The organism is Pseudoalteromonas sp. R3, assembly GCF_004014715.1.
Lineage (GTDB): Bacteria > Pseudomonadota > Gammaproteobacteria > Enterobacterales > Alteromonadaceae > Pseudoalteromonas.
Genome location: NZ_CP034834.1, coordinates 363685 through 388955, shown reverse-complemented (window position 1 = coordinate 388955; position 25271 = coordinate 363685). Strand labels below are relative to the sequence as shown.

Here is a 25271-nt window from a genome sequence, read left to right as displayed (position 1 = left end):
GAAAATCGCTTCACTGTGCCGATATCGACAACGTCATGCCGCTGGCACTTTGGTAGCCCTTTACCCCAATGTACCAGGTACCTGTATTTGGCGTATTAAACGTACAGGTTTCTGAATTACCGTTTTTGTAGGGTCGACAATCATGGTTGTTGTCACTCACCTGTGAGCCGAATTTGACATACAGATCGCCATCTCCTACTCCACCGGACAAGGTCACAGTCAGAGACTGATATCCACTGCCCAATTGCTGCGAAAAGTTGATCCACTGGCCTTGCCCAACAGACAAATTACTCTCTGTACGATTGATAGGTGTCGGTGTGCTACCGCCTTGCTGATATTCACCAACCAGCGAGACATTCTGTATTTCATTCCAGGCTTCCACCATCACATAATAGGTGCCTTCGTTCGCCGAACTCATGCTGCAAGTTTCATTACTGCTGGAAGTTGTGCTCTTGCAGTCATAGCTTTGCAGTGTTGGCCTTGAACCATATTTCACGTAGAGATCTGCGTCGCCGGAGCCACCCGAAGTTTTGAACACCAGGTTACTGCTGCCCGCAGGCACCTCAAGAGAAAAGTCGTGCTGAGACTTAGCGGCCCCACTGATGCCCGTTTTTGGCACACCATTTTGTAGCTTACCAGGATCCGGGGGCGGTAAATCCCCGGCATTCTTACCCATTTCAGCCAAATAGGCTACGGCCAGTTTGGCAAACTTGCTCGCATGGGTGGCATCAAAAGCCGTGTCATTGATTGTGTGTATCTTACGGTTTATCTCCGACATACGTGACTCAAATGGCATTGAGGCTGCAAACCCTTGCGCAAACCAAGATGCATGATCTGAGCATCCATATCCACACTGGTCGTAGCCGTAGCTTAAGGTTGGTAAATAAGTGTCAAGCAGCTGCGCCAGAAACTGATTCTGGCCGCTGTTGGTATAGTCCGTCATCATGACAATGTCCTGACTGCTACCATTATTTCCGGTCATATCAAACTGCACCATGCCAATCACATTTTTGCCCTGAGACTTATAGTCCTGTGCAATCGCTTTAGACCCCCTTAAGCCAACTTCTTCCGCTGCAAAACCCATGATTTGGATAGTCCTTTGAGGCTTATAGCCAGAAGCAACAAGTGCTTTAAGTGCCTCAGTTAACACCGCTATACCAGATGCATTATCGTCGGCGCCGGGTGCTCGACCTGCCGAGGGGCTTGACTGATTGATAGAGTCCAGGTGACCGCCAATGATCACAATTTCGTTAGCATTTTCAGCGCCGTTAATCGTTGCCACAACGGATGACTGCGACCAGCTATGCGTATAATAATCTACACTAATATCGCTGCGAGACTGCGCTATCGTCTGCCAGTTCTGTTTTATCCATTGTGCAGCGTCTACGCCCGTTTGCTGGGTGTAATAGCGATTGTGAAACGAGGTCAGATTGGCGACCGTGCCGTCCAAACTCACAGTGCTCACCTCAGCTATCATGGCATTTACCATCGCTGGATTGTCAATCGTGTAGGCCTGCAATGGCTGGCTATTGAGCGCACCTTGCAGGTCGGCCAGATACTGCTGGGCTTCATATTTGGAGGCGTGCGCCACAAACCCGCCACAACGATGGTAATTTTCATGCATAAAATGGCTCAGCTCGCCATGCTCAATATCATTGAGCTGGGCAATACTGATCCCAGGTACGGAACTGGCCTCAGCCTCGATATGTCTGCCTGTGAGCAGGTTTTGCAATTGATAATGCTGCCCTGCCATCGTATCTATGGTTATCCAAGGTTTCTCAGCTTCAGACGACGTATTTGCAAACACCGCGCTCTGAGAGAAGAGTGTAAAGTTCGCAGCCATAATCAGGCTCAGGATATGAACTGGTCGTTGAGTTGTCATCGCAACACCTCTTTGTGATTTAGATAAATGAGCATCAAAAAAGGGAGCAACATGCTCCCCCGATTCAGTGTTTAATTGGCTTTAATATTTACCGTGACATCACTCGCTGCTGAGTAGCCACGTAAATCTATGTGCCAGGTACCAGCTTGTGGGTTATCAAAGGTACAGCTTTCGGTGTTGCCATTGCGGTACGGCCGACAATCATAGGTAGACAGGGTCGATTCACTGCCATATCTGACATATAAATCCGCGTCGCCACTGCCTCCATTGATTGTCACAGTAAGGTTGGAGTAGCCAGCCGCTAGATCCTGAGTAAATCTAGTCCACTGTCCTGAGCCGATGTTGACATTCGTCTCGGTACGATCAATCGGCGGCGTACCAGAACCTCCACTGGTGTAGGTGCCTGTGAGTGAAACACCTGAGATTGCATTCCAGGCTTCGACCATCACGTAATAAGTGCCAGCCTGAACCGCACTGATATTGCAGGTTTCGTTGCTGCTTGATGACGTGCTCTTACAATCGAATGTTTGCAATGAAGGACGACTGCCAAATTTAACGTATAAATCTGCGTCACCAGTGCCACCCGTGGTGACAAAGGAAAGATTGCTGGCATCTGCCGGCACTTCCAAACGGAAGAAGCTTTGCGCTTTAGATGCACCGCTGATCCCGGTACGGGCAACGCCATTGGTCAACAGCTCATCCTGCGGTGGCTCAGTTGTGCCACAAGAGCTGCCCGGGCTTAGCTGCGAAGTAACACCCACGACCGCTAATGCGTCTTTAACGTCATCATGGTTGTAGCCAAGATCACAGGCTGCATCCATTACGCCATTACCGGCAGTATCCCAATCGGTGTTCGCTGTCCAGTATAGTTGATTTGCCTTCGCCATAACTATGAATGCTTTCTTGGTATCCCAGCCTGTTTTGTTTGCCAGCGTATAAAACGCTTTATTAAACACACCTGAGCTGTGGTGTACGTCCATACTGGATGTATAGTCTGACTGGTGGCCAATAGAGTTACCGTCTTTAGTGGGATCGTCCATATAGCGTAGTGCTCCGGTTGATTTGAAGATTTCCTCACCAACCATCCAGTCATTACTACCTTTCATATAAAACTCAGCGGCTTCACCTGCCATGTCAGAAAAAGCCTCATTCAGACCACCTGATTTATAGCGATAAACCAGTCCTGAATTTTGCTCGGTGAAACCATGGCTGACTTCGTGCGCAGACACATCCAAGCTTACCAAAGGGTAGAAGCGATTTAGTCCATCACCAAATGTCATTGCACTACCATCCCAGAATGCATTTTCATAGTTATTCCCGTAGTGAACACGCATTTTAAGCTGGAAGGATAATGGCGCAGTACCCAGCCAGTCGTTATACATATTGAAAACAACGTTGCCAAAGTAATGGGCGTCATTCAAAGGAGAATAGGCACCATTAATTTCCTTAACTGTGTTCTCTGGGCAAGTAAAACTGTGTGCCGTTGAACCGCTGCTACCATGATTAAGATTGATGGTCTTAACATTGGCGTTGTTCATTGTGCAGGTATTCCCCGACTGAGACACATCGAGATGACCGTAATCTGTACCATACTGGTAACGACCCGTTTTTTGGTTTCCACCGGGGCCTGTAGCGTTTGCATGTTGAATATTATCAAACTCCATCAGCAGTTCACCGCTATTGGCGTCAATAATTTTGTAAGGACGTGACGGCGACTTGCCGTAAGTCACATAGGTCACCTCATAAACAAGTCTGGCGGTTGATTGTTCATCAAGCCAAATCCCTAGCCGGCTGGTTTCATTATGCTTGGCCAGTGCCACTTCATTGTCCCTTTGCTGCAACGAAAATTGCTTCTCCAGCTGATTTTTCATCACCTGCATTGACATTTTCGGTGTGACAGAGCTCAGGTCAGCTGCTATTTCATACACAGCAGCACCATGTGCACGTTTAAGTGCACCCGCGCTGTTATAAGTTAAGCTGACCGTGTCACCAATCACAGGCAGGCCTTTATACATTTGCTGATAGCGTTTAGTCACAGCGCCACTGGCATGCGGGTATGATTTCAGCTCAACCAGCGTATTATCGGCGCCCAGGCCTACAAGCTGCTCCGGCTGTGCCGACAAAACCGCCGGCCCGGCAGATTCTAGCATTGCAGAAATAGTATTATGTGTATTGAGGAAGCGCTTCTGAGCGGCATTTGCCGTGCCAGTCGTCAACACCAGACCGGCAACGGTTGCTAAAGCTATTTTTGATAGTTTCACTTAATTTGCTCCATGATTACTTGTTGTTTTGTTTAGCGAGCGGTCACTCTGAGACCGCATCGCCAAGCACCCAGTTAACGAGTGCGCAACATGAAGACTAGTTAGAAAGCTACAAAAATAAACTTTTATTAACTTTTGGTTGTTTTTATGTTTACAGATGAATACCCGTAAACATTAGCTTTATTTACATTTACTTAAGCATAAAGCCTGGTCAAGCAACAGTCCCACCAAGCAGTAAATGTAAGGAATATGTTACATTTCTAATGATATTAAATTCAAAGGTGTTTGTTTTAAATTTGATAAATCATGAGTGATATATTATAACAAATCATGATTTCGATATAATTTACGCTAGTCTTGGATTTGTTTACATATACGATTAGCCGAGATTGATTCAGCGATCAGAGACCAGCTGAGTGACGTTTCCTTAAGTGCCAACAGGCTCCCGGGGTTCGTTAACAAACATAATTGTCTTTCATTCACCTTTGAACGCAGGAGAAGCTCAACGGTTGCAAAAGCAAAGTCATCATTGCCTCGCTGCGCTTTGAATTCCAGGGAAAGAAGTTTTACCAATTCGGCTTCGGGGTATAGCTCGGCAATCACAGTCGCTAACTCTTTTTCTCCTTGCGCCTGCGAATCTTTCAGTGCTAACCCAATCTCCTTTGCTATGCCCTCGTCTATTGCGAACCCAACTGCGATACCAACCGGCCCCATCGCCCCGACTAGCATAGGGCCGGCTGCAGCGCCTCTGCCCTTGTAGGTGACATCAGGTAACTCGCTATTAACCTGAGGGACCTGAGGCACAGATGAACAAGCACTCAGAACAACTAACAACACAAAGAAAAAAGGTTTCATTTCAAACACAAAAAAGTAGAGAATTGGGTGTATTCATTATAAGGACTATCATAGATGCTGCATAGACCAGAAGAGATTTCCTTCAAAGACTGACACCCAATGATACAAAAGCTGTACAAGTATTCGCAGGTTTTGTGTGCATTTATGAGGTTCCGTCGCTACATCTTAAAATGAATAGGCATATTGCAACATCAGTTGCTGCCCCTGCTGAGGCACACGGCCATCAAATACTCTGGGGTCGAATGCGTTGGTCTTTTCATCAAAGAGATTTTGCGCTTTGAGCCTGAGTTGCTTATTCGGTGCAAGATGCCAGGTGAGCGTGCCTCCAATCAGCCAATGTGCTTTTTGCTCATAATGTACAAAGTCTGGATCATCCGGAGTTAAGACGGGGAAGACTTTAACCTGAGCACGCCAAACACCATTGAGACCTATTTGAAAGCGGCCAAACTGATGATTAAGTTGCCAGGAACCGAAACGCTTATAACTGGCGCTAAATGGGTCGTCAAAATGCTGGGTATAGTTGAGCTTGAACCAGCTAGACTCACTGAGTTCAAAAGATGCACTGGCTTCGAGTCCCTGCATCGTCGTAGAGTAAGAATTACTGAAAGTAAAACGACTTTGCACCGCATCTACAGGTTCAAGGCTGATAAAATCATCCAGTTGGTTCTCAAACAAGACCAAGTCCACTTGCCAACGCGCATAATCCATATGCCAAACCAGTTCAGTGGTTTTGATGTTTTCAGACTTAAGTTGCGGGTTCCCTCGGGTAATGTCATCATTTGAATTTAACTCATTACTTACCGGTATACGAAAAGACTCTCCGTATTGTATTTTTAACACATGATGTGGATTAACCTGGTATACGGTAGCGATGCGCGGTGATAACTTATTGTCTATATCTATAAACTCATCAAATCTTAAGCCTGTGAATACAGTAAGCTGTTCATTCAGTTGGTATCTCAGTTGCACATAGGCGGCATAAGAGTCAAAGTCCTGTTTCAGGCTATCAAATGCTGCAAACTCATTCAGAGGCTGAATACCGCCCAGGTAGTAGTCGTCTTCCAGAATAATTTGCCCACTGTTTGAGTCATAATGTGAAGTATAGGTACCTGCCTCGGATTGCTCTTCCAGTGAGTACTCCAGCCCCCAGTGCACCAACAGTTCCTCACTATGCTGGTAGGCCAAATCCCAGTTTAAAGTTAAATCTTCAGACTGCCATTTAGGTCCATTAAAGAAATCCTGTTTTAATCCCAACTCTTCAGCTGTAGCAATAAGGCCTGCACTATCAATATCATGTTGAATAAAGCTCAGTGTCAGGTCACTCTCCAAGACGTCTGTTAACGAAGTCTGATGGATAAGTTTTGCACCTATGTTTCGACTGGTATGAAAATTTTCCTTGCTGTAACTAGCCAGATTAATAAACTCATCCAGCCTTGTCCTGGTCAGGTGAAGCGATGCACTGAACTCACCCCATTTTGCGCCGAGCTCTACAAACACATTTGACTGAGGGTCACGCGCTTGCTGAGTATCATAGGTTTCACCGGCTGTTTCGTAAGCACTTACATTGGCATAAAACGCGTTTTCAGTGCCTTGCCCATCACTGTAACTGAGCGACGCTTGTTTGCTCTGATGCAAACCAATACCAAACTGGACCTGACGGTCTGACTGACGTGTCACAATATTCATGACACCTAAAAAAGCATTGCTGCCATAAAGTGCCGAGCCGGGACCGCGAATAAACTCTACTTTTTCAACGACTTCCACAGGTATAAAAGGCGCGTACACCGACGCCTTACCAAAAGAGGCATCGTTCAGGCGCTGGCCGTTTAACATTACCAGAATATTGCCGTTATCCAGAAACACGCCCCTTGCATGCTCTTTTGGCACACTACCAACCCAGTCACCCCGAGTGGACTGGAAACCTGGGACGAAGTTCATTAATTCATAAACATTGCGAATACCGAGCAAAGAAATCTGCTGCCGAGAAAATAATGTGACACTGGAAGGCACTGATTGTGCTGTCTCGGAAGTTTTACTCGCTAACTCCACGGTTACATCCATCAACTCCTCGAACGTCAATTCAAAAAGAGCTTCCTCGCGAGCAAAAAGTGGAAAACTGAGCAAAGCTATACTCAAAGGTAACAGAATCTTTTTCATATTCATTCGCTCAACGACGCATTCATACATAAACAGTTGCCATGTAATACAAAAATCAAATATCGATTTTATATCTCAATTTTAATATTACGCAGACAGGGACAGTTCGCAAGTTTTTTGTGATTTTTTAGTGGGTTATTGAAACAGGTTAGTAAAAAAGCGCGAAAAAGGATAGCTAGATATGAATATTTATTGCATATTTAACAAATAATAGCGTAGGTTCTTTTAAGAGGGGTGGAAGCAGTACACGTTAAGATGCACTGCCTCGAACTGGTTTTAGGCAACCGCAAGCCTGCGCTTTTTGAAGTACTTGTACAGACCGATTAATGACGCCGCGATCCAGAATAACTCGATCACAAAACTTGCTAAGTTAAAATTATAGCAAAGACTGATTAGCAGCAAAATGGCACCACTGAGGTTCATCATATTATACTTAATGCCATCGGGACGCACTTTGTCCAACTGCAGCAAAAAGAACGCACCAACCACCAGGAAAGTACCCGTCATACCAATGATATCAAACAATATATCTATCATGTTTTTGTCCATATAAAATAGGCTCACCCAAACACGCTGGCCCGGATCCATGGGTAGGGTGATTTTCAGTCTTTGAAACAGCACAAACCTTTCTATGATAGGTGGCATGCCCTCGCGAGCACAGGATAAATGTCCGTGTTTTTGAGTTGAAAAACAAAGTGATTAAAACGTTTGGTTATGTCCAGCCAAGGTGCATTAAGCAAGCAATTAAATAAGACAAACCATTAGCTTAGTATGCCAAGCACAAAACCTATCACACAGAACTGAGCTGTGTGATACCCTGCATTAATCAGGAACAGTTTAAGGGGCCGTTGTTCGAACAAGTAACTTGTGCCAAGTGTGCTGGCAACAAAGCATACTCCCACGGCTAACCCAAGTAGAACACCATCCAGAATCGCGGGGCTTTTACCCAAAAGTGCCGCCATCAGGAAGGCAGCCAGAACAGACAGAAACATCGCGCCACTGAATATCAGTTTATGGTCCGCATTCTGTATATCTAAATCCGTCAACCCAGCCCCTTCAAGCCAGGACTTATGAAACAACAGCGGTGAGTACCATATTCCTCCCAACGCAAAAGAGGAGATCGCCGCAATGACTACGGCAACCACATCTACATCAAACACAGTCACAGCACTTACCTCGATTATTTCACTAATTTCAATTTAGTTAATAACCTTTGGAAGAGCAAACCGAGCTATGCATGGATTATTTAAGTACTGGGCGTTTCTGAAGTTTTCTTTGCAGGGTTCGTCGGTGCATGTTTAGCTGCCTGGCGGTTTCTGAAATGTTACCTTCGTTCGCTTTCAGCGTCTGTTGTATGTGTTCCCACTCGAGTCGCTCAGGTGACATGGTAATATCAGCAATATCGCGTAGCTGGACTTGCGTCCCCAACAAGGTTTTGGCTATTAACTGGGTGTCGGCAGGCTTAGTCAGGTATTCATCGGCCCCGAGTTTAATCGCCTCAACCGCAGTCGCAATACTGGCAAAACCGGTCAAAAGCACAATTTTAGCATCGGGAACAATCCCCCGGAGCAACGCGATATGCTGTAAGCCAGAGCTGGCAGTTAACTTCATATCCAGCAAGACATAGTCAGGTGTAAAAGCCTGGCACTGCGAAGCTATGTTTGCTTCGTCGTGTACACATTGACAGTCAAATCCAAGTTTAGTCATTCTGCGTGATAAAGTAGCAGCGAAAGGGACATCGTCCTCGATAATCAGTAACTTCATAATTTATAAAACAGGTAAGGTCACCACAGATACAGCACCCTGAGTTTGATGGTTAGACAAATGCAAGGTCCCTCCGAGACGTTCGATTGTAGCATGCGACAGCAACAGCGCCATGCCCAAACCAGAAGAACTGTCGACCACAGATTTACCAATGAGCGCCAGTTTGTCCATTTCGATACCAGGACCAAAGTCTCTGATAGACAAAGACCACATCAGACACGTGTTGCTGGTTTTGTCTTCTGATATGGTAACACTTACCTCCAGGTTAGATGCCGAGCACTTTTCATTGGCCTTTGCTGCATTAACAAACAGGTTAAACAAGGCTGGGATCAACATAGGGTCACCATTGACTGAAAATGGCTCAGAGGGTAACTGGCTGGAAATGCTTAGTTCGGGAAACTGTAAAGTCAACAATTCATGGAGCTGTTGCCACAAGGTCCCAAACTTCTGACTGTTAACCTGGGAGTGGGGTTTTAGCAACTCAGTCTGAGCTCTGAAACCATCTAACTGTGTTTTACACTGAGCAAGTGGTGCCTGCATGTCTTTAACCGCTGGGTGCTGCGGAAAATCTTCATTCAGCTCCTCAAACAACAAGTTTAGATGCGCAATGGGCGTAGCCAGTTGATGAGTCACTTGCGCAGCCGCGCTACCCAGCGCCAACACCTGCTCCTGCTGGAGTTGCTTTTCGCGGCTCTTTGCCAGTGCAAGCTCGCGTTGCTGAATACGGCTTGCAAGAAATGTCACTACAGTGACTATCACTATCACCATAAAGACAAAGTTTACCAACATGCCAAGCAAGTGTTGGCCCATATGCATGCCATGATGGTGCATAGGCACGACCATATACAAATATCCGTACGCCAACAAAGCAGCCGCGGAGATAAACACCACAAAACGCGGCGGTACGGTCACAGCCGCAATGATGCAAGGCAAAAGTAACAAAGAAACAAAGGCGTTACTTGCCCCTCCGAGGAAGGACAACAACACAGTCAGAAATAAAATATCAGCCACCAGCTGCATCACCATCGCTCCGGGCGAAACCTCACTGGCTTTGCGGTAAGCGTAGATACTGGCCAACTGAAAAACGGACTCTACTGCAATAACGGTAAACACCGGCTGCTCAGGCAGGCTTTTGTCCAGAAACCACAGAGAAATCAGCACCAATACCAGTTGTAGTACGATGGCAATAGAACGCAACAACAGCAACTGGCCTAGCGCAGAATTAGGTGAAAAGTTAATTAACATGAAAGCTCTGGTCTTGAGGATTAAAAACATATCGACACGCGCCTCGTGTCGATATTTTAAAGTCTGGTCAACTCGCTCGCCTGGACTGCCTGACAATGGCTATCTGCCCATCAATGTGCACGTCGCGCTGCGGAAAAGCCACGACAATATCATGTTCTGCAAACAGTTCATCGAGTCGGAATCGTATTTTGCTTCTGGCCTGCCTGAGGCCTCCTTCGACGTTAGAATTAAGCCAGAAATTGACTTCAAATATCAATGCATTATCTCCAAAGTCTTCGAACGTCACCTGAGGCTTAGGATCGGAAAGTACCTCGGGCTGCTCTTCAGTCGCTTGCTGAATTAAAGCAGCAACCTGCTTCGCAGATGTGCCGTAAGCCACGCCAACCCGTACCGACGTTCTCATGAGCTTATCGACCAGCGTCCAGTTGGTAACGGTATTTTCCAATAATTTACTGTTTGGGATCAGCATATGCACCCCATCTACCCGACGTAGTCGAGTTGAACGAGTATTGATCTTTTCCACGACTCCTTTAGTCCCTTCCACCTCAAGGAAGTCACCTATACGGATGGGTTTTTCCCACATCAGGATCCAACCGCTGATGAAATTATTGATGATATTTTGTGCTCCGAACCCAAACCCAATGGCAATGGCGCCGGATAAAAATGCGAATGCGGTTATGGGCACGTTTATCACATCCAAAATAGTGATAACCGTAATAGCAATAGCAAGGACGTAACATAGCCTTTGCACTAAGTGCACCATATTTGGATCAGTATTCGTAGCTCGGAGCCTGCTGGTAAGCTTGTTGACGAAATACCGAGTCAGCCAAATGCCAATAAACAGCAAAACCGGCACCAAAAGCAACTTACCCGCGGTAAACGATCGCTCAGCAAAAGTAAACAATGGGTAATTCAATACTGCGACCAGTTTATCAACGTAAATCAATAGACACCTCTATCCTGTTCCGGAGTTTTACCGGGTTACTCATACTTAAGTTTAAACTCAGGGCATGGCGTTCCCTGATGGAACAGCAATTGCCAGCCAGATGCCCTGTTGCGCCAAATGGACATTCTGACTGAATAATTTAAATTAGAATAGGCATTTCTGCGATAAGCAGCATGATAAGTGATTTGGGCAAGGTTTTCGGCCAGCATTTGTCCCTGGAAGCCCTGATTGTAAAACTGCGGGACTTTCTCACGAGGCAGCCTGGACAACACATGTGACTTGTTAAACATCAGTCCATTGGCAGAAATTTCATAGAAATCGTCATCTAACAATTGTGCTAGTCGCTGCGGATTTTCACGCACAGCAGGATCCAGCAACTCCCGCTCCAGGCTAATTAGCATATCCAGCGTATCAAATTTAATTTTTTGCATTATAAACCAAACAATTAACGCCACCACTTCTTATCAGTCTAGTCAATTGATTGATTTCGACAAGGGATAATTGTGTGTAACACAATGAGGTTTACGATATACTGTGCTTTAGCCTACTGGTCGGATTTGAATAAGAGATAAAATGAAGTACGCAAAAATAACAGGATGGGGTAAAGCAATCCCACCCGCCTCTATCAGTAATGACGAATTAAGCAGTATAGTCGATACCAATGACGAATGGATCAGCACCCGCACTGGCATTAAGTCTCGCCGTGTGAGTCATGTCAGTACCGCTGAACTGGCTACTTATGCCAGTAAACAGGCTTTGGCCTGCGCCGGTTTAAAAGGCTCAGATATAGACTTGGTCTTGCTTGCAACCTGCACTCCCTCAACCATGGTGGCCAACACCGCTTCATTGGTGCAGAAAAACATTGGTGCAGTCGGCGCAGCAGCCTGTGATACCAATGCGGCCTGTTCGGGCTTTTTATATGCATTACAAAATGCAACAGCACAGATCCAGGCTGGCATGATCAAACGTGCAGTGGTCGTTGCTGCCGAGCGTATGACCTGGTACGTCAATTGGGCAAAACGCGACAGCGCTGTGCTATTTGGTGATGGTGCTGGTGCAGTTATCCTCGAAGCCAGCGATGAGCCTTGTGGCCTGCTTGGCACCAAAACCGGATGTGACAGTGAAGACAGAGGTATTTTACATATTGCCAACTATGGCACAGATCTGAGTCGCTATGAACCACCGGGCCCATCAGACTTAGCGTTCGAAGGACGTGAAATTTTTAAACGTGCCGTGACGGGTATGAGCGTCGCCTGTGACGATGTACTTGCCCAAGCAAACTTGTCGCTGGATGATATAGACGTGCTGGTTCCGCATCAGGCGAACCTGCGGATCATTCAGGCAATCCAGAAAAAGCTCAATATTGCAGACGACAAAGTCATGGTGAATATCGATAAGTATGGTAATACCTCAGCAGCGACCATTGCCATCGCCTTGTGTGAAGCTGTTGAACAAGGGCTAATTAAGCCTCATGCAAACATTATGTCAGCCGCATTTGGCGCCGGTCTTACCTGGGCGGCCAGCTACATTAAGTGGGGTGAACGTGTCACTCCGCTGACGCACTTTGATGAAACCTTGCCTCCTTGCGAACAAACAGGCATGGAGCTCATCGCCGATGCCGTCAAGGCATGTCAACAGTAAAGGCCAGCCACCTTTACAGGGCCAGTTAAGCCTTCGCGCTCAATTGGCCTTATCTACTCGACCCTAAACACCCGCCGATGGTAAACTCACCACACAATTTACCCACTTACCAGTGCGATACGTACTCACAAACGTCCAGACTGGAAGACAATAGTTCAAATAAGGGGAACCCGGTGTTTAAACCTCATTCCGACATCGCCAATTTGGCACCGCAGATTGTATGGCAATTTTTTGACCAGATCTGTTCAATTCCGCACCCATCAAAACATGAAGAAGCTTTGGCCACCTTCATCGTTAATTGGGCAACATCTCAGGGCCTGGCCGTGCGCCGTGATGATACGGGTAACGTATTCATTAAAAAGCCTGCGACACCTGGCATGGAAAATCGTAAGCCAGTTGTCCTTCAGGCACATATCGACATGGTGCCACAGAAGAACGACGACACAGATCATGACTTTACCAAAGACCCTATTCGCCCTTATATCGATGGTGAGTGGGTTACGGCTGAAGGCACTACTCTGGGCGCTGATAATGGTATGGGTATGGCGTCTTGCCTTGCAGTACTGGCTTCATCGGATATTCCACACGGCCCTCTGGAAGTTTTACTGACCGTAGACGAAGAAGCCGGTATGTCTGGCGCGTTTGGACTTGAAGCTGGTTGGCTGGAAGGTGATATCCTGCTTAATACCGACTCTGAGCAAGAAGGTGAGATATACATGGGGTGTGCCGGTGGTGTAGATGCCAGCATGACCGTCAATGTTGAGCGCCAACCCATTACAGCCGGACATCAGCTTGTAGAAATCAGTTTAAAAGGGCTTAAAGGCGGACACTCCGGCGTCGATATTCATACCGGTCGCGGCAACGCAAATAAATTGCTGGCAAGGGCATTAAGTCACCATCTAAATGATGTGGACTACAACCTGGTCGCTTTTAAAGGAGGTTCACTTCGCAACGCTATTCCGCGTGAAGCTTATGCAACGATTGCCATTGCACCGGCGCAGCGCAGCATGCTGGAACAGCGTCTGAGCGAATTCCAAGCTGTGCTAAGTAACGAGCTTGGTGCCATTGAAACGAATCTGACCTTTGCCGTAAACGACACAGACACAACCCTTGGTGCAATGTCAGCAAATACTCAGGACACTTTGTTGGCTCTGCTCAATGCCTGTCCGAATGGCGTTGTTCGTATGAGCGATGATATTCAGGGTGTTGTAGAAACGTCTTTGAACCTGGGCGTGATCACCACTGACGCAGATAAAGTAGAAGTGCTTTGCCTGATCCGCTCTTTGATTGACTCGGGTCGTACAGATGTCGAAGGCACACTGAGTTCACTGGCAGCGCTGGCTGGTGCGAAAATCGAATTTTCAGGTGCTTACCCGGGCTGGAAACCGGATCCGAACTCAGATCTGGTGCATATTTTCCGTGATATGTATGAGGGAATTTACGGCAACAAGCCAGATATTATGGTGATCCACGCTGGACTGGAATGTGGTTTGTTTAAAGAACCTTACCCGAATATGGATATGATCTCCTTCGGTCCGACAATCAAATTCCCGCACTCGCCTGACGAGAAAGTGCACATTGAGTCGGTTGGCCTGTATTGGCAACAAATGCAGGCATTACTGCAAAATATTCCTGAGCGTGACTAACCCCGCTTAGTGAATCTCTCAGGCACCGAAAGGTGCCTGATTGATATGTTAGTCCTGGCAATGAACTGTGGCTTGCTTATCCCCCGCAGGCATTATACTGATGTCACTAAACGACAAGCTCATACTGCCGGTTGCATATAGTTCAAATGGCATTACCATTTGATCAAACTGCACCCCTTTGCTGGCAAAACATTGTAAATCAATACTCAGTACCTGCCATTGCTGTGCTGCCAAACCCTGTAATTCAGTACTAATATCAACCTGAGCCCGACAACTTCCCGGAACATCTCCTTCACTTTCGCAATGCATGCCAATAATCGCCTTGTCTGCAACCCCATCACCGCGTTTGACTGTCATGCTAAGCACACCACCCACAGCCTGATAACGAGCTAAATCTTCTCTAAAACCATTACCACTGACAAACTGAACACCCGCTTTGGGACCCTGCCAGTCAACCCTGAACGCATCTTCCTGAATGTCCTTATCTATTGTTCGGTAACTCAGTCCCTCCAGAGCCATGCTACTTGCACTAACAGGCAGGTTTTGTTCACCTGAGAACAGTCTCATCTGCCATGGCTGCTGTGCTTTACCATTGAATAGCGCATAAACATCTGACGAGCTAAGTGCGGTATCTACCTTTTCTGATAAAGTGTTACTCAGAATTGAAGGGTCTCCATAACTCAGGCCAAACCCGTAGGGCAATAAAGGGGCATAGTCTTCATCGTAGCGATTGACCGGTTTGCTGGGATGTGCAGGCCAGGAGAATGACAGGCGGCCACTAAAATCGTGCTGTATCTCGCCTTTAGCGTTTCGCAGCAAAACATCTGCAACGGCTTCGCCCTGAGAGCCTGGTAACCAGGCTGCAACGAAGGCATCACTGGCATTGAGTTCCGGGTTGACCCACATAGCTCTGCCACTGATAAAGACTGAAACCACAGGAATGCCCTGTGCCTTGAGCGATTTGAGTAATGCCAGGTCGCGTTTATTGCCGTGCTGATAAATCAGCGTCTCCCGATCTCCGTGCCCTTCAGCATAAGGTTCTTCGCCGAATACGACAATGGCAACGTCTGGCTTAGTAACAAACTGGCCATTCTCACTCAGTTCAACTTCGCCACCTGCCAGCTGAACCTGTTGAGCTATGCCATCATAAATAGACTGGCCGCCCGGAAAATCGCTATTCTGATTATTGGTGCCCTGCCAGGTAATAGTCCAGCCACCCGATTGCTTGCCTATGTTATCGGCCGCATCTCCGGCTACCAAAATGCGTTGATTAGGTGCCAGTGGTAGCAACTGATGATTATTTTTGAGCAAAACCAGGGACTCTCGAACAGCCTGACGTGCGATTTCGCGGTGCGCTTCGTGGCCAATCAATTGCCTATTGTTTGCATGCGGACGCTTTGCCGGACTGGGTTTATCAAACAATCCCGCACGGAATTTCACCCGCAAGATACGCGTAACGGCATCATCGATACGAGACTGTGGAATAAAGCCCGCTTTGACTTGTGCAATGGTATTTTCAAGCAACGGCTTCCAGGCATCGGTCGGCACCATATACACATCCAGGCCGGCATTAACAGCCTGTGGACAATCATCATTGCGACAGCCAGGGATCTGACCATGGCCATTCCAGTCACCCACCACAAAGCCATCAAACCCCATCTTGTTCTTCAGGACCTCGGTCAGCAGGTAATGATGACCATGGATTTTCTCGCCCTGCCAGCTATTAAATGACGCCATCACAGATTGTGCGCCCGCAGTCAGACCGCCCACGTACCCCTGTGCATGAATATCAAACAGCATTTGTTCTGAGTCGATATTATTGCCCTGGTCGTCTCCTTTGACCGTGCCGCCATCGCCCAGAAAGTGCTTCACGGTACTGATCACCCGGTCATCACCCAAAAAATCTCCATCCGCATGGCCTTGCAAGCCATGTACTATGGCTGCCGCATAGGCTTTAACTATCTCGGGGTCTTCAGAATAACCTTCATAGGTGCGGCCCCAGCGGTCATCACGCACAGTTGCAACTGTGGGTGCAAATACCCAGTCAATGCCTGTTGCCATGACTTCTTTCGCTGTTGCCTGAGCAATTTTTTCAATCAGCTCAGGGTTATTTGCAGCCCCCAGGCCGATATTATGAGGAAATAACGTCGCGCCAATCACATTGTTGTGGCCATGCACCGCATCAGTCCCCCACATGGTGGGAATATTAATGCCATCCAGCGAATCATCTACTGACGCCTGATACATGGCTTCGGCAAGGTCGACCCAGTCTTTGACACTGGCATGTTTGTTGTTGCCGGGAAATGCCCCGCCGCCGTTGAGGTAAGAACCAAAACCGTAGCGCCGCATGTCTTCGACTGTGATGTCACGGATCTCAGGCTGGATCATCTGGGCCACTTTCTGCTCTAACGTCATCTTGCTCAGTAGTGCCGCAACCTGACGCTCTATTTCGGGATCTTTGCCCACCTCTGAATGTATTTTGGGCCAGATATCAAGCCCCTTCTTAACTTCTGCCGATGGCTGCGCTGAGCCGCACGCCGTTAGGATACCAGCAGCCAGCACGCTGAGTGAAATCTTGATGGTTGTTTTCTTCACTTTACTTCTCCGTGGATAGCAAAACAGGTCGGTGTCCTTTGAGCCCAAAATAACCGATAAATACATAACACAGTGCCGGCAACAGGAATGACAGTTGTACGCCCGAAGCGTCGGCCAACATACCCTGCAGCAAAGGCACAATGGCACCGCCGACAATAGCCAGGCATAATACGCCGGCACCATGACTGGCGCTTTCGCCCAGCTTGTCGATTGCCAGACTGAAAATGGTTGGAAACATAATAGAATTGAACAGACCGACCGCCAGCACAGACCACATCGCCACACTGCCTTCAGTCATAACAGCAACACACAACAGCACAATGACCATGAGCGCGTTAAATGCCAGAACTTTGCCCGCAGCGATTTTTTGCATCACCAGCGCACCGATGAAGCGCCCGATCATCGCCCCGCCCCAGTAATATGCGATTAGCTGAGCCGCTTGCGCTTCGTTCAGCCCGGCAATGCGAGGGTCGTGTAAAAAGTTCACCAGGAAGCTGCCTATGGCGACTTCTGCACCTACGTATAAGAAAATCGCCACTGCGCCCAGTTTAAGGTGCTGGTATTGCAGTGCCTTTTTTAAAGAGGGCGCGCCCTGGGGTTGAGCACCTAGCGACGGCAGCTTGATAAATGCAAAAACAATAGCCAACGCCGCAAGCGTGATTGCTATCATCAGGTAAGGGAATTGCACTGCGGATGCGTCTGTATGTGCCGGCTCACTGCTGCCAGAGAAAATAAGCCAGGCACCAAAAATGGTGCAACCGTTGTACCCAGTGAGTTAAATGCCTGGGTCATCGTCAGACGTGATGAGGCCGTTTTGGCGGATCCGAGAGCACTCACAAAAGGGTTTGCAGAGACCTGTAATACAGTAATGCCGCTAGCCAGCACAAACAGCGCCCCCAGAAACAACCCATAGACACCCAGCTCAGCTGCCGGATAGAACAACAAACACCCTATGCTTGCGATACTCAAGCCTGTAATGATGCCTTTTTTGAAGCCAATTCGGCCAACCAGCATCCCCGCAGGAACAGAGACAATAAAATAGGCGCCGAAAAAGCAAAACTGCACCAACATAGCCTGGGTATAAGTTAAAGAAAATGCCCCTTTCAGGTAGGGGATCAAAATGTCATTTAAACAGGTAATAAACCCCCACATAAAAAACAGAGTCGTCAGTGTGAACAGCGCAAATCTGTGCCCCCGTTCCGAATTCGACTCATGCTTGGTTTCCAGTATCACGGATGAACTAGCCATAATGAATTTCCAACAAAAAATAAGAAAAGCGCGCTCTGGCATCGCGCTAAGCAACCACCAGAGCATACTCGGAATTAATTGAACTTATATCGGAAGCCCAGCGCATACCTGGGACCGTATTGGCGGGCGAACAGGAATTGCCGTTCATATCGACCAAAGCCTTGCTCAGTTTCATCATTGAGGTTCACGCCCTCGAAGAACACGGTCAACTGCTCCGTCATGTCGTAGTTAACGCTCATATCCCATTGACCAAAAGCCTTAGCAAATTGTGGCGGGTTATCGGAAGATCCCTGATCCTGACCTACTCCGATCAAATACTCGTCTCGCCAAGCGTAAGTCAGTTTTACCGACAGGCCGTCGAGCTCATAAAACACCTGAAAGTTGGCAGAGTCGCTAAGTCCTGTGAGCGGGGTTTGCTGCTTAAGACTGGTAACATCGAACTCCACATCGCCATTAACAAATGTCGCATTAACCCCGACGCCAAAACCGGTTTCGCCGAACAGGTGTTGTACTGCCACTTCAAAACCGTCAACGGACTTAGTATCGGGCGCATTAAAAGGTCGTGTAAAATCCCACACGATCAACGGGTCATCAGCGTTGGGCGTGATGTAGCCCTGCTCATTCAGCGTTGCGCCATTGGCCTGCATCTGAGCAAAAATGGCGTCATTGGTGGCCTGCTCGCCACGACTTTCGATGTCTGCAACGGCTTGCAACCATCTGGGACCCTGATAAATATCGTGAAACCCCTCTACAGTCGTCGAGTTAACCTGACTGCCGATGAAGTTTTTCACCGACTTATCAAAGTATCCAATAGCTGCATAGCTGCCCTCGCTGTAGTAGTACTCCAGGCTAAGGTCAAAGTTGGTCGACTCGAACGGTTGCAAGTTGGTATTACCTTCACTGGCATTGCGCGAACCGATTTTAGGGCTGTTGGTTAGACTTCGGCCACCGACCAGGTCGCCAAGCGGCGCACGGGAAATGGTTTTACCCCAGGACAGTCGGGCAACCAGCTCATCGCTGACATCTACGCGTAAGTCCACCATAGGTAACACCACGTCGTGCTCACCTTCAAGGGTAAAGAAGGCATCGCCATCAGGTAAAAACTGGGTATGCCATTCACTGCCACCTTTCCACCACACGGCCGTTGGCGTTGGCTGGAAAGTGCTGCTGGTCACATCGGTTTGCTCATAGCGTACACCTGCGTTTATCTGTACCGGATAGCTGGCAACTTCAAACTCCCAGAAGCTGGACAGGTAGATACTGCTGGTTTCTTCTGTCACGCTTTCACGCGAGACAGTTCCCATATCGTGATATGCTGTCGTCGCGAAATAGTCACTGCCACCGAGTAAGTCATTGGTCAAAAAGGCTTCAGAGCGAGCAGCAACTTCATCGAAGTCAAAGGTGTAGTAATAGTGAGGCTGTAACGCACTGCCGCCACCGTCAAATGCATTAAGGAAGTCACTCGTGTCATGCTGGGTAAACATGCCATCGGGGAATAGTTCCGGCCAGGCAGGGTTAAATAAAAAGCCTCCAATTAAGCCACTCCAGGCATTCGAGCCACTCATCTCCTGCTCAGTACGCGCCACACCAAATTTGACATTCACTAATCCCCAGCGATCGCTAAGGTTTTCCCAGACGCCATCAAGCTGTAATTGCTCAACCGTGGCTTTGCCTGGGGAGTGTACAAACTGACTAAAGTGAGAGTCGATTTCGCTGGCTGCCAGCTCATTGGTACCATTTCGCCACAGGATTTCTGCATGTGGGATCTCTGAGCTTCGAAAATCGTAGCGCTTGGTCGTTAGCTGATCTGAACCCAATACCAATGTGCCCTCACTACCAAGGCCTGAGTCTGCGCCATTGTCGGTTTCGCTTTGGGAATCGTGATAATCCAAAGTGAGGCTCAGTGCATCACTCGCCTGCCATTGGACATTAAAACCAACGGAACGCTCGTTTACCTCAGTCGTTGAGCGCGAGGCGCTGAATGAGCCGTCGTTGCCGCTGATGTCGGCATACACAACTGTGCCATTTTCATCCAGCTCGTAACCGTTGATGTTGCCACCATAGTCATTCCACATGCCCCATGAAATCGCGTTCTTGCCGGTTATGGATTTCGTGCCGGTGTAATCGAGTGTCATCACAATGTCGTCATTAGGCGCATACTGAAAAACAAGCTGACCATTGGTTCGCTCACGCTGCAAGTCGCTTATCTGATAGTTCATATCCCGGGGGAAGAAGTAGTCTCCTGCTGGCACCCCGTCCTTATTCAGCGGACGATTATCAACAACACTGTCAGCGTCCAGATTGGTAGGCAAGTCTACATTCGCCTGCCAGCCCTGAATATTGGCGCTTTGCTGTTGAAAGTCTCGACGATGGTGATTAATGGTAAAGCCAAATCCCACCGATTCGTCAAAGAACGCATTTGAGTAAAGGGCGGAGACCTCTGGCGTAATGTCGTCGCCTGCCACATTGGAAGAGTCATGAATCGCTTTAGCTGAAAAGGACATTTTTTCCGCACCGCTGTCGAGCGGGCGTGCAGTAACAATATTCACCGTCGCGCCCAATCCACCGGTCGGATTATCCGCACGGGCCGTCTTATACACTTCCAGTGCTGAAACTCCGTCAGACGACAAGTTCTCAAAGTTATAGGAGCGACTATTACCGGTTCCCGGCATTTGCCTGCCATTGAGCGTCACCAGGTTAAAGTCCGGGCCAAATCCCCGCACCGTGATCTGGCTCCCTTCCCCGTTGCTGCGGCTCACCGCCACGCCGGTAATTCGTTGTAAAGACTCCGCCAGGTTGGTATCGGGAAACTTACCCATTTCTTCTGCTGAAATCGCGTCCACCACGCCCGACATGTCTCGTTTAACGTTCATGGAGCGAATCAAACTGCCCTTAATACCACGCACTTCAATCACTTCTGGGGTTTCTTCACCAGCCTGCGCAGCTTCTTGCTCTGCCTGTACCATAGAAGTGCCAAGTACCGCACCGATCAGAATCGCGACATGAGAGAGTTTATAATTTACTGTATTCATAATGACCTGCTTGAATAATTTTCGCTGTCTGGGCGTGGCAATGCCACGCCATCGGTTTAGGTTTACTTGGCTGTAATCATCACATTATCGAGCCGATATACAGCTCCTTCACCCTGCCCCCAGGCCGGGTAAACCATGATGATGTCAATACCACTGATATTGACCCCACCGTCACTCAGTGCCTGCAGAGGGAAAGTATAGGTTTGCCACTGACCAACCTGAGGGGCCGTGCCCTCCAGACTGTCTGCTAGATTTAGCTCTAAGACAGAATCGGCATCCAGCGCCTCAATCTTAAACTTCCAGGGAGCACTGCTATCACTCGGTGCTGTTACGACTTTGAGATCAAACTGAACTGACCCGGACTCCAGATAAGCTGACGCATCGAGGTAATGGCCGTCTTCTGCAAACAACCCCATCACCGTTGGTTCGGCACCAACTTTAAATTCGGCAACCATTCCCTGAGTCATATCATCATTTTCAAGCGTAGGGGTGGAACCACCGCAGCAGTCCCACAGCGACCATTTATCTTTAACGTTGTCGGCAAACAAAATTTCACCTACAAAGTCATCGGCCTGATTCGGGTCGTAAATCTTGACGTTGTCTATGCGATATACCGCACCTGCGCCCTGATCCCAGGTAGGGAAAACCATCAAGACATCAATCGCGCTGATATCTAAACCTCCAGCAACCAGGTCAGTTAATTTGAATGTATACGTTTGCCACTGGCCAACTTCAGGTGCGGCTTGCTGAACACTACTCTCTAAAGCAACTTCAGCGACACTTTCTGCGTTCACTGATTCAGCCTTAAAAGACCAGGTCGCAGTCGTATCTTGTGGTGCGTTCACTACTTTCATATCGAACTCAACCACACCATTAGACAGAATAGAAGAAGCATCAAATGGCTCGGCGCTAACGCCTTCAGCTGTGATAAAGTCTTGGCGGGAAATAAAGCCCATCACCGTCGCTGTATCGCCGATTTTAAACTCAGCAACATTGCCGTGTGCATCGTCGTCTAGCTCAACCGTAGGTACTGATCCGCCACAGCAATCCCACATAGGCCAGGCAGGGTTTTCACTGTCTTCAAACACCACTAGCGCTGAAGCACTTTGTGGTGCGGCAATGGCCACTTCAGCGACACGATAAACAGCGCCTTCGCCACTGCCCCATGCCGGGAATATCAGGACTGCGTCAATGCTGCTGATATCCAGGCCTCGCTCAGCGAGCATCTGTAAAGGAAAAGTAAAGGTTTGCCACTGCCCGGCCACGGGTTGCAGGCCCTCTGTGCTCTCAGACAAAGAAATTTCAATCACCTTATCGCCGTTCGCACTTTCTACTTTTAGCATCCAGGGCGTTTGTGCATCCACAGGCGCTGAGGTCACTTTCAATTCGAAACGCACCATGCCAGAGTCTATCAGGGAAGACGCATCGAATGGGCTGGGTGTGCCGCCCGCATCAGACGCCATCGGGTCGCGAGAAATAAAACCATTTACCGTCGGTTCGCTACCCACGCTAAACTCGATGACCGTTCCCGCAGTGTCGTCGTCCACCAAGGCTGGCACACTGCCACCACAACAATCCCAGGCAGGCCAGTCTTTGTTAAGCTCGCCGTCAAAAATTTGCAGGCTATCACCTGCTGTTGCCGGGGGAGGTGGAGTAGGCGCCTTGCCCTCAACCAATGCGTCCTGGGGCGAGTCCCATCCAGCACGAATCGTTTCGCATCCTTTACCCGTTGTCGGATTTTGCTGGCACTGGTAGACTCGGACGTAATCCACTTCAAAGGTTTGTCCATTTGCAAACGCGTCGGCATTCACACCCGTTTCATTGACCGCTTCCGGCCAGCTGCCACCAACAGCCAGGTTTAAGATAAGATAAAAATTTTGGTCAAACGGCGCGCTATCCCAGTGTGTGGTCAGCTCGCCGCTACCCTGCTCATGATACTCGGCAAACCAGCCCCGGTGTTTCAAACTGAAAACATCGCCGTTACTGTCATACAAGGGCTCTGATTGTCGCTGTGTGGCATAAAGGTAATCATCAACATACCAGCGTATCTCTCCCTCTTGCCATTCCACAGCATAGGTATGAAAGTCATCGGCCGGGTTAGCACCGTCTGCCAGAATGTGTGCTCTACCCGAATGTACGTTGTCCGGCCAATCCTTACCATAGTGCAAGGTACCGTAAATTTGGGCCTCTGGTGCGCCATCAGCACCTTGTGCTTTGAGGTTAACCGCTTCAACTATGTCAATTTCACCAGAGTTGGGCCAGCCCCCATAGACTTCATCCGTAGGCAGCATCCAAAATGCCGGCCAGCTACCCTGCCCACTGGGTAACTTTGCACGCATTTCGAATCGGCCATATTTAAAATCCGCTTTATGTTTTGTGATAAGGCGTGCAGATGTATAGGGTTTTTCAGCACCATCCGCTGCACGAAGCGCGACAATTTTTAATGTCCCATCGCTGACATACGAGTTAGCCTTATCATCGGTATAGCACTGACGCTCTTCGTTTCCGCCGCCGAGGCAGTCCACTTCATGCGTCCAGTTCTGAGCGTTGATTTGGCTGTCATCAAACTCGTCTTGCCAGACCAGCTGCCAGTCAGAAACCGGTGCCTGTGGGTCAGTTTTACTTAGATCAGTGTGTGTTTTAGCGTCGCCACCACAGCCGGTTACACCCGCTAACGCAAGCAAGACGCCAAGACTGGAGAGGGATTTTGCAACTTTTATCATAATGTGTGTTCCAACTAATCGAACCGATTGTTGTGCAGTACGAACATGTTCTTTTCACAGTCTGGCACAGGCCTGCTGTCGTTGTTATTTGCAACAGACCAGGTATATGCTGGCCTGTTGTGCTGGTCGTACTACAAAGAATAAGCAGCGAATCAGATTCCAAATTCGGTCTGCTCCTGAGGCTATCCTGTTCAATTAACCAGAATGTTACAATGGAAACGCGCCATCACGGGCAACTGGTGCGACACATGCTTGAGAGCCACAATAGTGCACGACAAAGCGAGACAAAAACAAGATGAAAGGTTAGCTGCTTGTTTTGGTTAGACTTTAAACTGAGTGAGATGAAAATAAACTGCACCAAAGCGTGCTTTTGTTGCACCACAAGAGGCAAACTACACGTCTCGTGACGAATATTCACTCGCCGCATCCTAGTTCGTCAACTAGCTGAGCGTTTTCTTTTTGGCAACAAACTGCTGTAATGCCCTGCTATAATTACGACTGACTTTCAGTTCTACCTGATCTTTGAGTGTGACCAGGCTCTCGTTGTTTCGCATAGGTTTAATGGCGGTGACATGGCTTAAATTAACTATGGTGGATTTATGGATCCGGGCAAACTGAGTTTCATCCAGTAAAGTTTGCAACTTTTTCATAGTAATGCGCAAAACATGAGTGTCTAAATCCGTATGTACACACATGTAATCTCCGGCTGCGTCAATCCAGCGGATTGTATTCATGGGCACAAATACCTGCTCATTGTCATTGTTTTTGATGACCAATTCTTTGTCCTGACTGGCAGGCAACGGGTTATCAGTTTCCAGCCAGGACTCTAACTCTGCGACCGCCAGCCCCGAGGTTTCAGTGAGTGCCTGTAGCAGGCGGTATTTCTCTTGTTCGGCATGACGTGGCTGTCGACGTTCCAGGATCCGGGTCACGGTTTTTTGTAAGCGTCCCAGGTTAGCAGGCTTCAATACATAATCGATCGCGTTGAGCTCAAATGCCTCCAGCGCATAATCGCTATATGCACTAACAAAAACCACCATAGGTAATACATCGGCCTGTATTGCCTGTACCACTTCGATCCCATTGAGACCGGGCAACTGCAAATCCAAAAATAACACATCAGGACACAATTCATGACACAAGCGGATTGCATCATCCCCGTTTTCAGCCTGGCCTATCACCTCAATTTCAGGGATCTTTGCCAACCTCAGGCTCAGCCCTTCCAGTGCCAGAGGCTCATCGTCTACGATAAGAGCTGTGAGTGGTTTTGTCATGA

At 48.2% G+C, this 25271-nt stretch carries 16 protein-coding genes and 1 pseudogene; 2 read left to right on the top strand and 15 right to left on the bottom strand.

Translation table 11 applies throughout. The features are described 5' to 3' along the window. Positions 1-10: 10 nt before the first annotated feature. The 10 genes from ELR70_RS01310 to ELR70_RS01265 form a co-directional block, all read right to left on the bottom strand. Positions 11-1882, bottom strand: a complete 1872-nt coding sequence (locus ELR70_RS01310) for a M28 family metallopeptidase (RefSeq protein WP_082353284.1) — start codon at positions 1880-1882, stop codon at positions 11-13. 71 nt (positions 1883-1953) lie between these two features. Further along, complete coding sequence (locus ELR70_RS01305; protein ID WP_054016722.1) at positions 1954-4143, bottom strand: pre-peptidase C-terminal domain-containing protein; 2190 nt, start codon at positions 4141-4143, stop codon at positions 1954-1956. A 351-nt stretch (positions 4144-4494) separates the two neighbouring features. Continuing rightward, a complete protein-coding gene (locus tag ELR70_RS01300; protein ID WP_054016723.1) occupies positions 4495-4998 on the bottom strand; it encodes a hypothetical protein in 504 nt (167 codons plus the stop codon). A gap of 165 nt (positions 4999-5163) precedes the next feature. Next, positions 5164-7155 carry a TonB-dependent receptor gene (locus tag ELR70_RS01295; RefSeq protein ID WP_054016724.1) on the bottom strand — a complete coding sequence of 664 codons (1992 nt, stop codon included), beginning with the start codon at positions 7153-7155 and terminating at the stop codon, positions 5164-5166. A 276-nt stretch (positions 7156-7431) separates the two neighbouring features. Continuing rightward, complete coding sequence (locus ELR70_RS01290; RefSeq protein ID WP_054016744.1) at positions 7432-7692, bottom strand: hypothetical protein; 261 nt, start codon at positions 7690-7692, stop codon at positions 7432-7434. A gap of 224 nt (positions 7693-7916) precedes the next feature. After that, positions 7917-8321, bottom strand: coding sequence for a DUF1761 domain-containing protein (locus ELR70_RS01285; RefSeq protein WP_054016725.1), 405 nt, complete (start codon positions 8319-8321; stop codon positions 7917-7919). Between the two features lie 76 nt (positions 8322-8397). After that, complete coding sequence (locus ELR70_RS01280; RefSeq protein WP_054016726.1) at positions 8398-8919, bottom strand: response regulator; 522 nt, start codon at positions 8917-8919, stop codon at positions 8398-8400. Positions 8920-8922: 3 nt separating this feature from the next. Beyond that, positions 8923-10164 carry a HAMP domain-containing sensor histidine kinase gene (locus ELR70_RS01275; protein WP_054016745.1) on the bottom strand — a complete coding sequence of 414 codons (1242 nt, stop codon included), beginning with the start codon at positions 10162-10164 and terminating at the stop codon, positions 8923-8925. 67 nt (positions 10165-10231) lie between these two features. Further along, positions 10232-11110, bottom strand: coding sequence for a mechanosensitive ion channel domain-containing protein (locus ELR70_RS01270; protein ID WP_082353286.1), 879 nt, complete (start codon positions 11108-11110; stop codon positions 10232-10234). Between the two features lie 35 nt (positions 11111-11145). Next, a complete protein-coding gene (locus tag ELR70_RS01265) occupies positions 11146-11541 on the bottom strand; it encodes a DUF4440 domain-containing protein (protein WP_054016727.1) in 396 nt (131 codons plus the stop codon). A gap of 142 nt (positions 11542-11683) precedes the next feature. Between ELR70_RS01265 and ELR70_RS01260 the strand changes: the two genes are divergently transcribed. Continuing rightward, a complete protein-coding gene (locus tag ELR70_RS01260) occupies positions 11684-12751 on the top strand; it encodes a ketoacyl-ACP synthase III (protein WP_054016728.1) in 1068 nt (355 codons plus the stop codon). Positions 12752-12924: 173 nt separating this feature from the next. After that, positions 12925-14397, top strand: a complete 1473-nt coding sequence (locus ELR70_RS01255; RefSeq protein ID WP_054016729.1) for an aminoacyl-histidine dipeptidase — start codon at positions 12925-12927, stop codon at positions 14395-14397. Positions 14398-14445: 48 nt separating this feature from the next. Here the strand turns inward: ELR70_RS01255 and ELR70_RS01250 are convergent, their stop codons facing one another. From ELR70_RS01250 to ELR70_RS01230, 5 genes and pseudogenes are all read right to left on the bottom strand, one after another. Next, positions 14446-16944 (bottom strand): exo 1,3/1,4-beta-D-glucan glucohydrolase, encoded by a 2499-nt coding sequence (locus tag ELR70_RS01250; protein ID WP_277749864.1) that lies wholly within the window; start codon positions 16942-16944, stop codon positions 14446-14448. Positions 16945-16993: 49 nt separating this feature from the next. Beyond that, positions 16994-18240: pseudogene (locus ELR70_RS01245) on the bottom strand (sugar MFS transporter). 74 nt (positions 18241-18314) lie between these two features. Next, positions 18315-21272 carry a TonB-dependent receptor gene (locus ELR70_RS01240; protein ID WP_054016732.1) on the bottom strand — a complete coding sequence of 986 codons (2958 nt, stop codon included), beginning with the start codon at positions 21270-21272 and terminating at the stop codon, positions 18315-18317. A 62-nt stretch (positions 21273-21334) separates the two neighbouring features. Continuing rightward, positions 21335-23995, bottom strand: a complete 2661-nt coding sequence (locus ELR70_RS01235; RefSeq protein ID WP_054016733.1) for a glycoside hydrolase family 16 protein — start codon at positions 23993-23995, stop codon at positions 21335-21337. 440 nt (positions 23996-24435) lie between these two features. Next, a complete protein-coding gene (locus tag ELR70_RS01230) occupies positions 24436-25269 on the bottom strand; it encodes a LytTR family DNA-binding domain-containing protein (RefSeq protein WP_235577129.1) in 834 nt (277 codons plus the stop codon). Between the last annotated feature and the right edge of the window lie 2 nt (positions 25270-25271).

What these genes read in the sequence shown, in the direction of transcription:
- ELR70_RS01310 (WP_082353284.1), bottom strand. Translation starts at nt 1,882, where the DNA reads ATGACAACTCAACGACCAGTTCATATCCTGAGCCTGATTATGGCTGCG.
- ELR70_RS01300 (WP_054016723.1), bottom strand. Translation starts at nt 4,998, where the DNA reads ATGAAACCTTTTTTCTTTGTGTTGTTAGTTGTTCTGAGTGCTTGTTCA.
- ELR70_RS01295 (WP_054016724.1), bottom strand. Translation starts at nt 7,155, where the DNA reads ATGAAAAAGATTCTGTTACCTTTGAGTATAGCTTTGCTCAGTTTTCCA.
- ELR70_RS01290 (WP_054016744.1), bottom strand. Translation starts at nt 7,692, where the DNA reads ATGATAGATATATTGTTTGATATCATTGGTATGACGGGTACTTTCCTG.
- ELR70_RS01280 (WP_054016726.1), bottom strand. Translation starts at nt 8,919, where the DNA reads ATGAAGTTACTGATTATCGAGGACGATGTCCCTTTCGCTGCTACTTTA.
- ELR70_RS01275 (WP_054016745.1), bottom strand. Translation starts at nt 10,164, where the DNA reads ATGTTAATTAACTTTTCACCTAATTCTGCGCTAGGCCAGTTGCTGTTG.
- ELR70_RS01265 (WP_054016727.1), bottom strand. Translation starts at nt 11,541, where the DNA reads ATGCAAAAAATTAAATTTGATACGCTGGATATGCTAATTAGCCTGGAG.
- ELR70_RS01260 (WP_054016728.1), top strand. Translation starts at nt 11,684, where the DNA reads ATGAAGTACGCAAAAATAACAGGATGGGGTAAAGCAATCCCACCCGCC.
- ELR70_RS01240 (WP_054016732.1), bottom strand. Translation starts at nt 21,272, where the DNA reads ATGAATACAGTAAATTATAAACTCTCTCATGTCGCGATTCTGATCGGT.
- ELR70_RS01235 (WP_054016733.1), bottom strand. Translation starts at nt 23,995, where the DNA reads ATGATAAAAGTTGCAAAATCCCTCTCCAGTCTTGGCGTCTTGCTTGCG.
- ELR70_RS01230 (WP_235577129.1), bottom strand. Translation starts at nt 25,269, where the DNA reads ATGACAAAACCACTCACAGCTCTTATCGTAGACGATGAGCCTCTGGCA.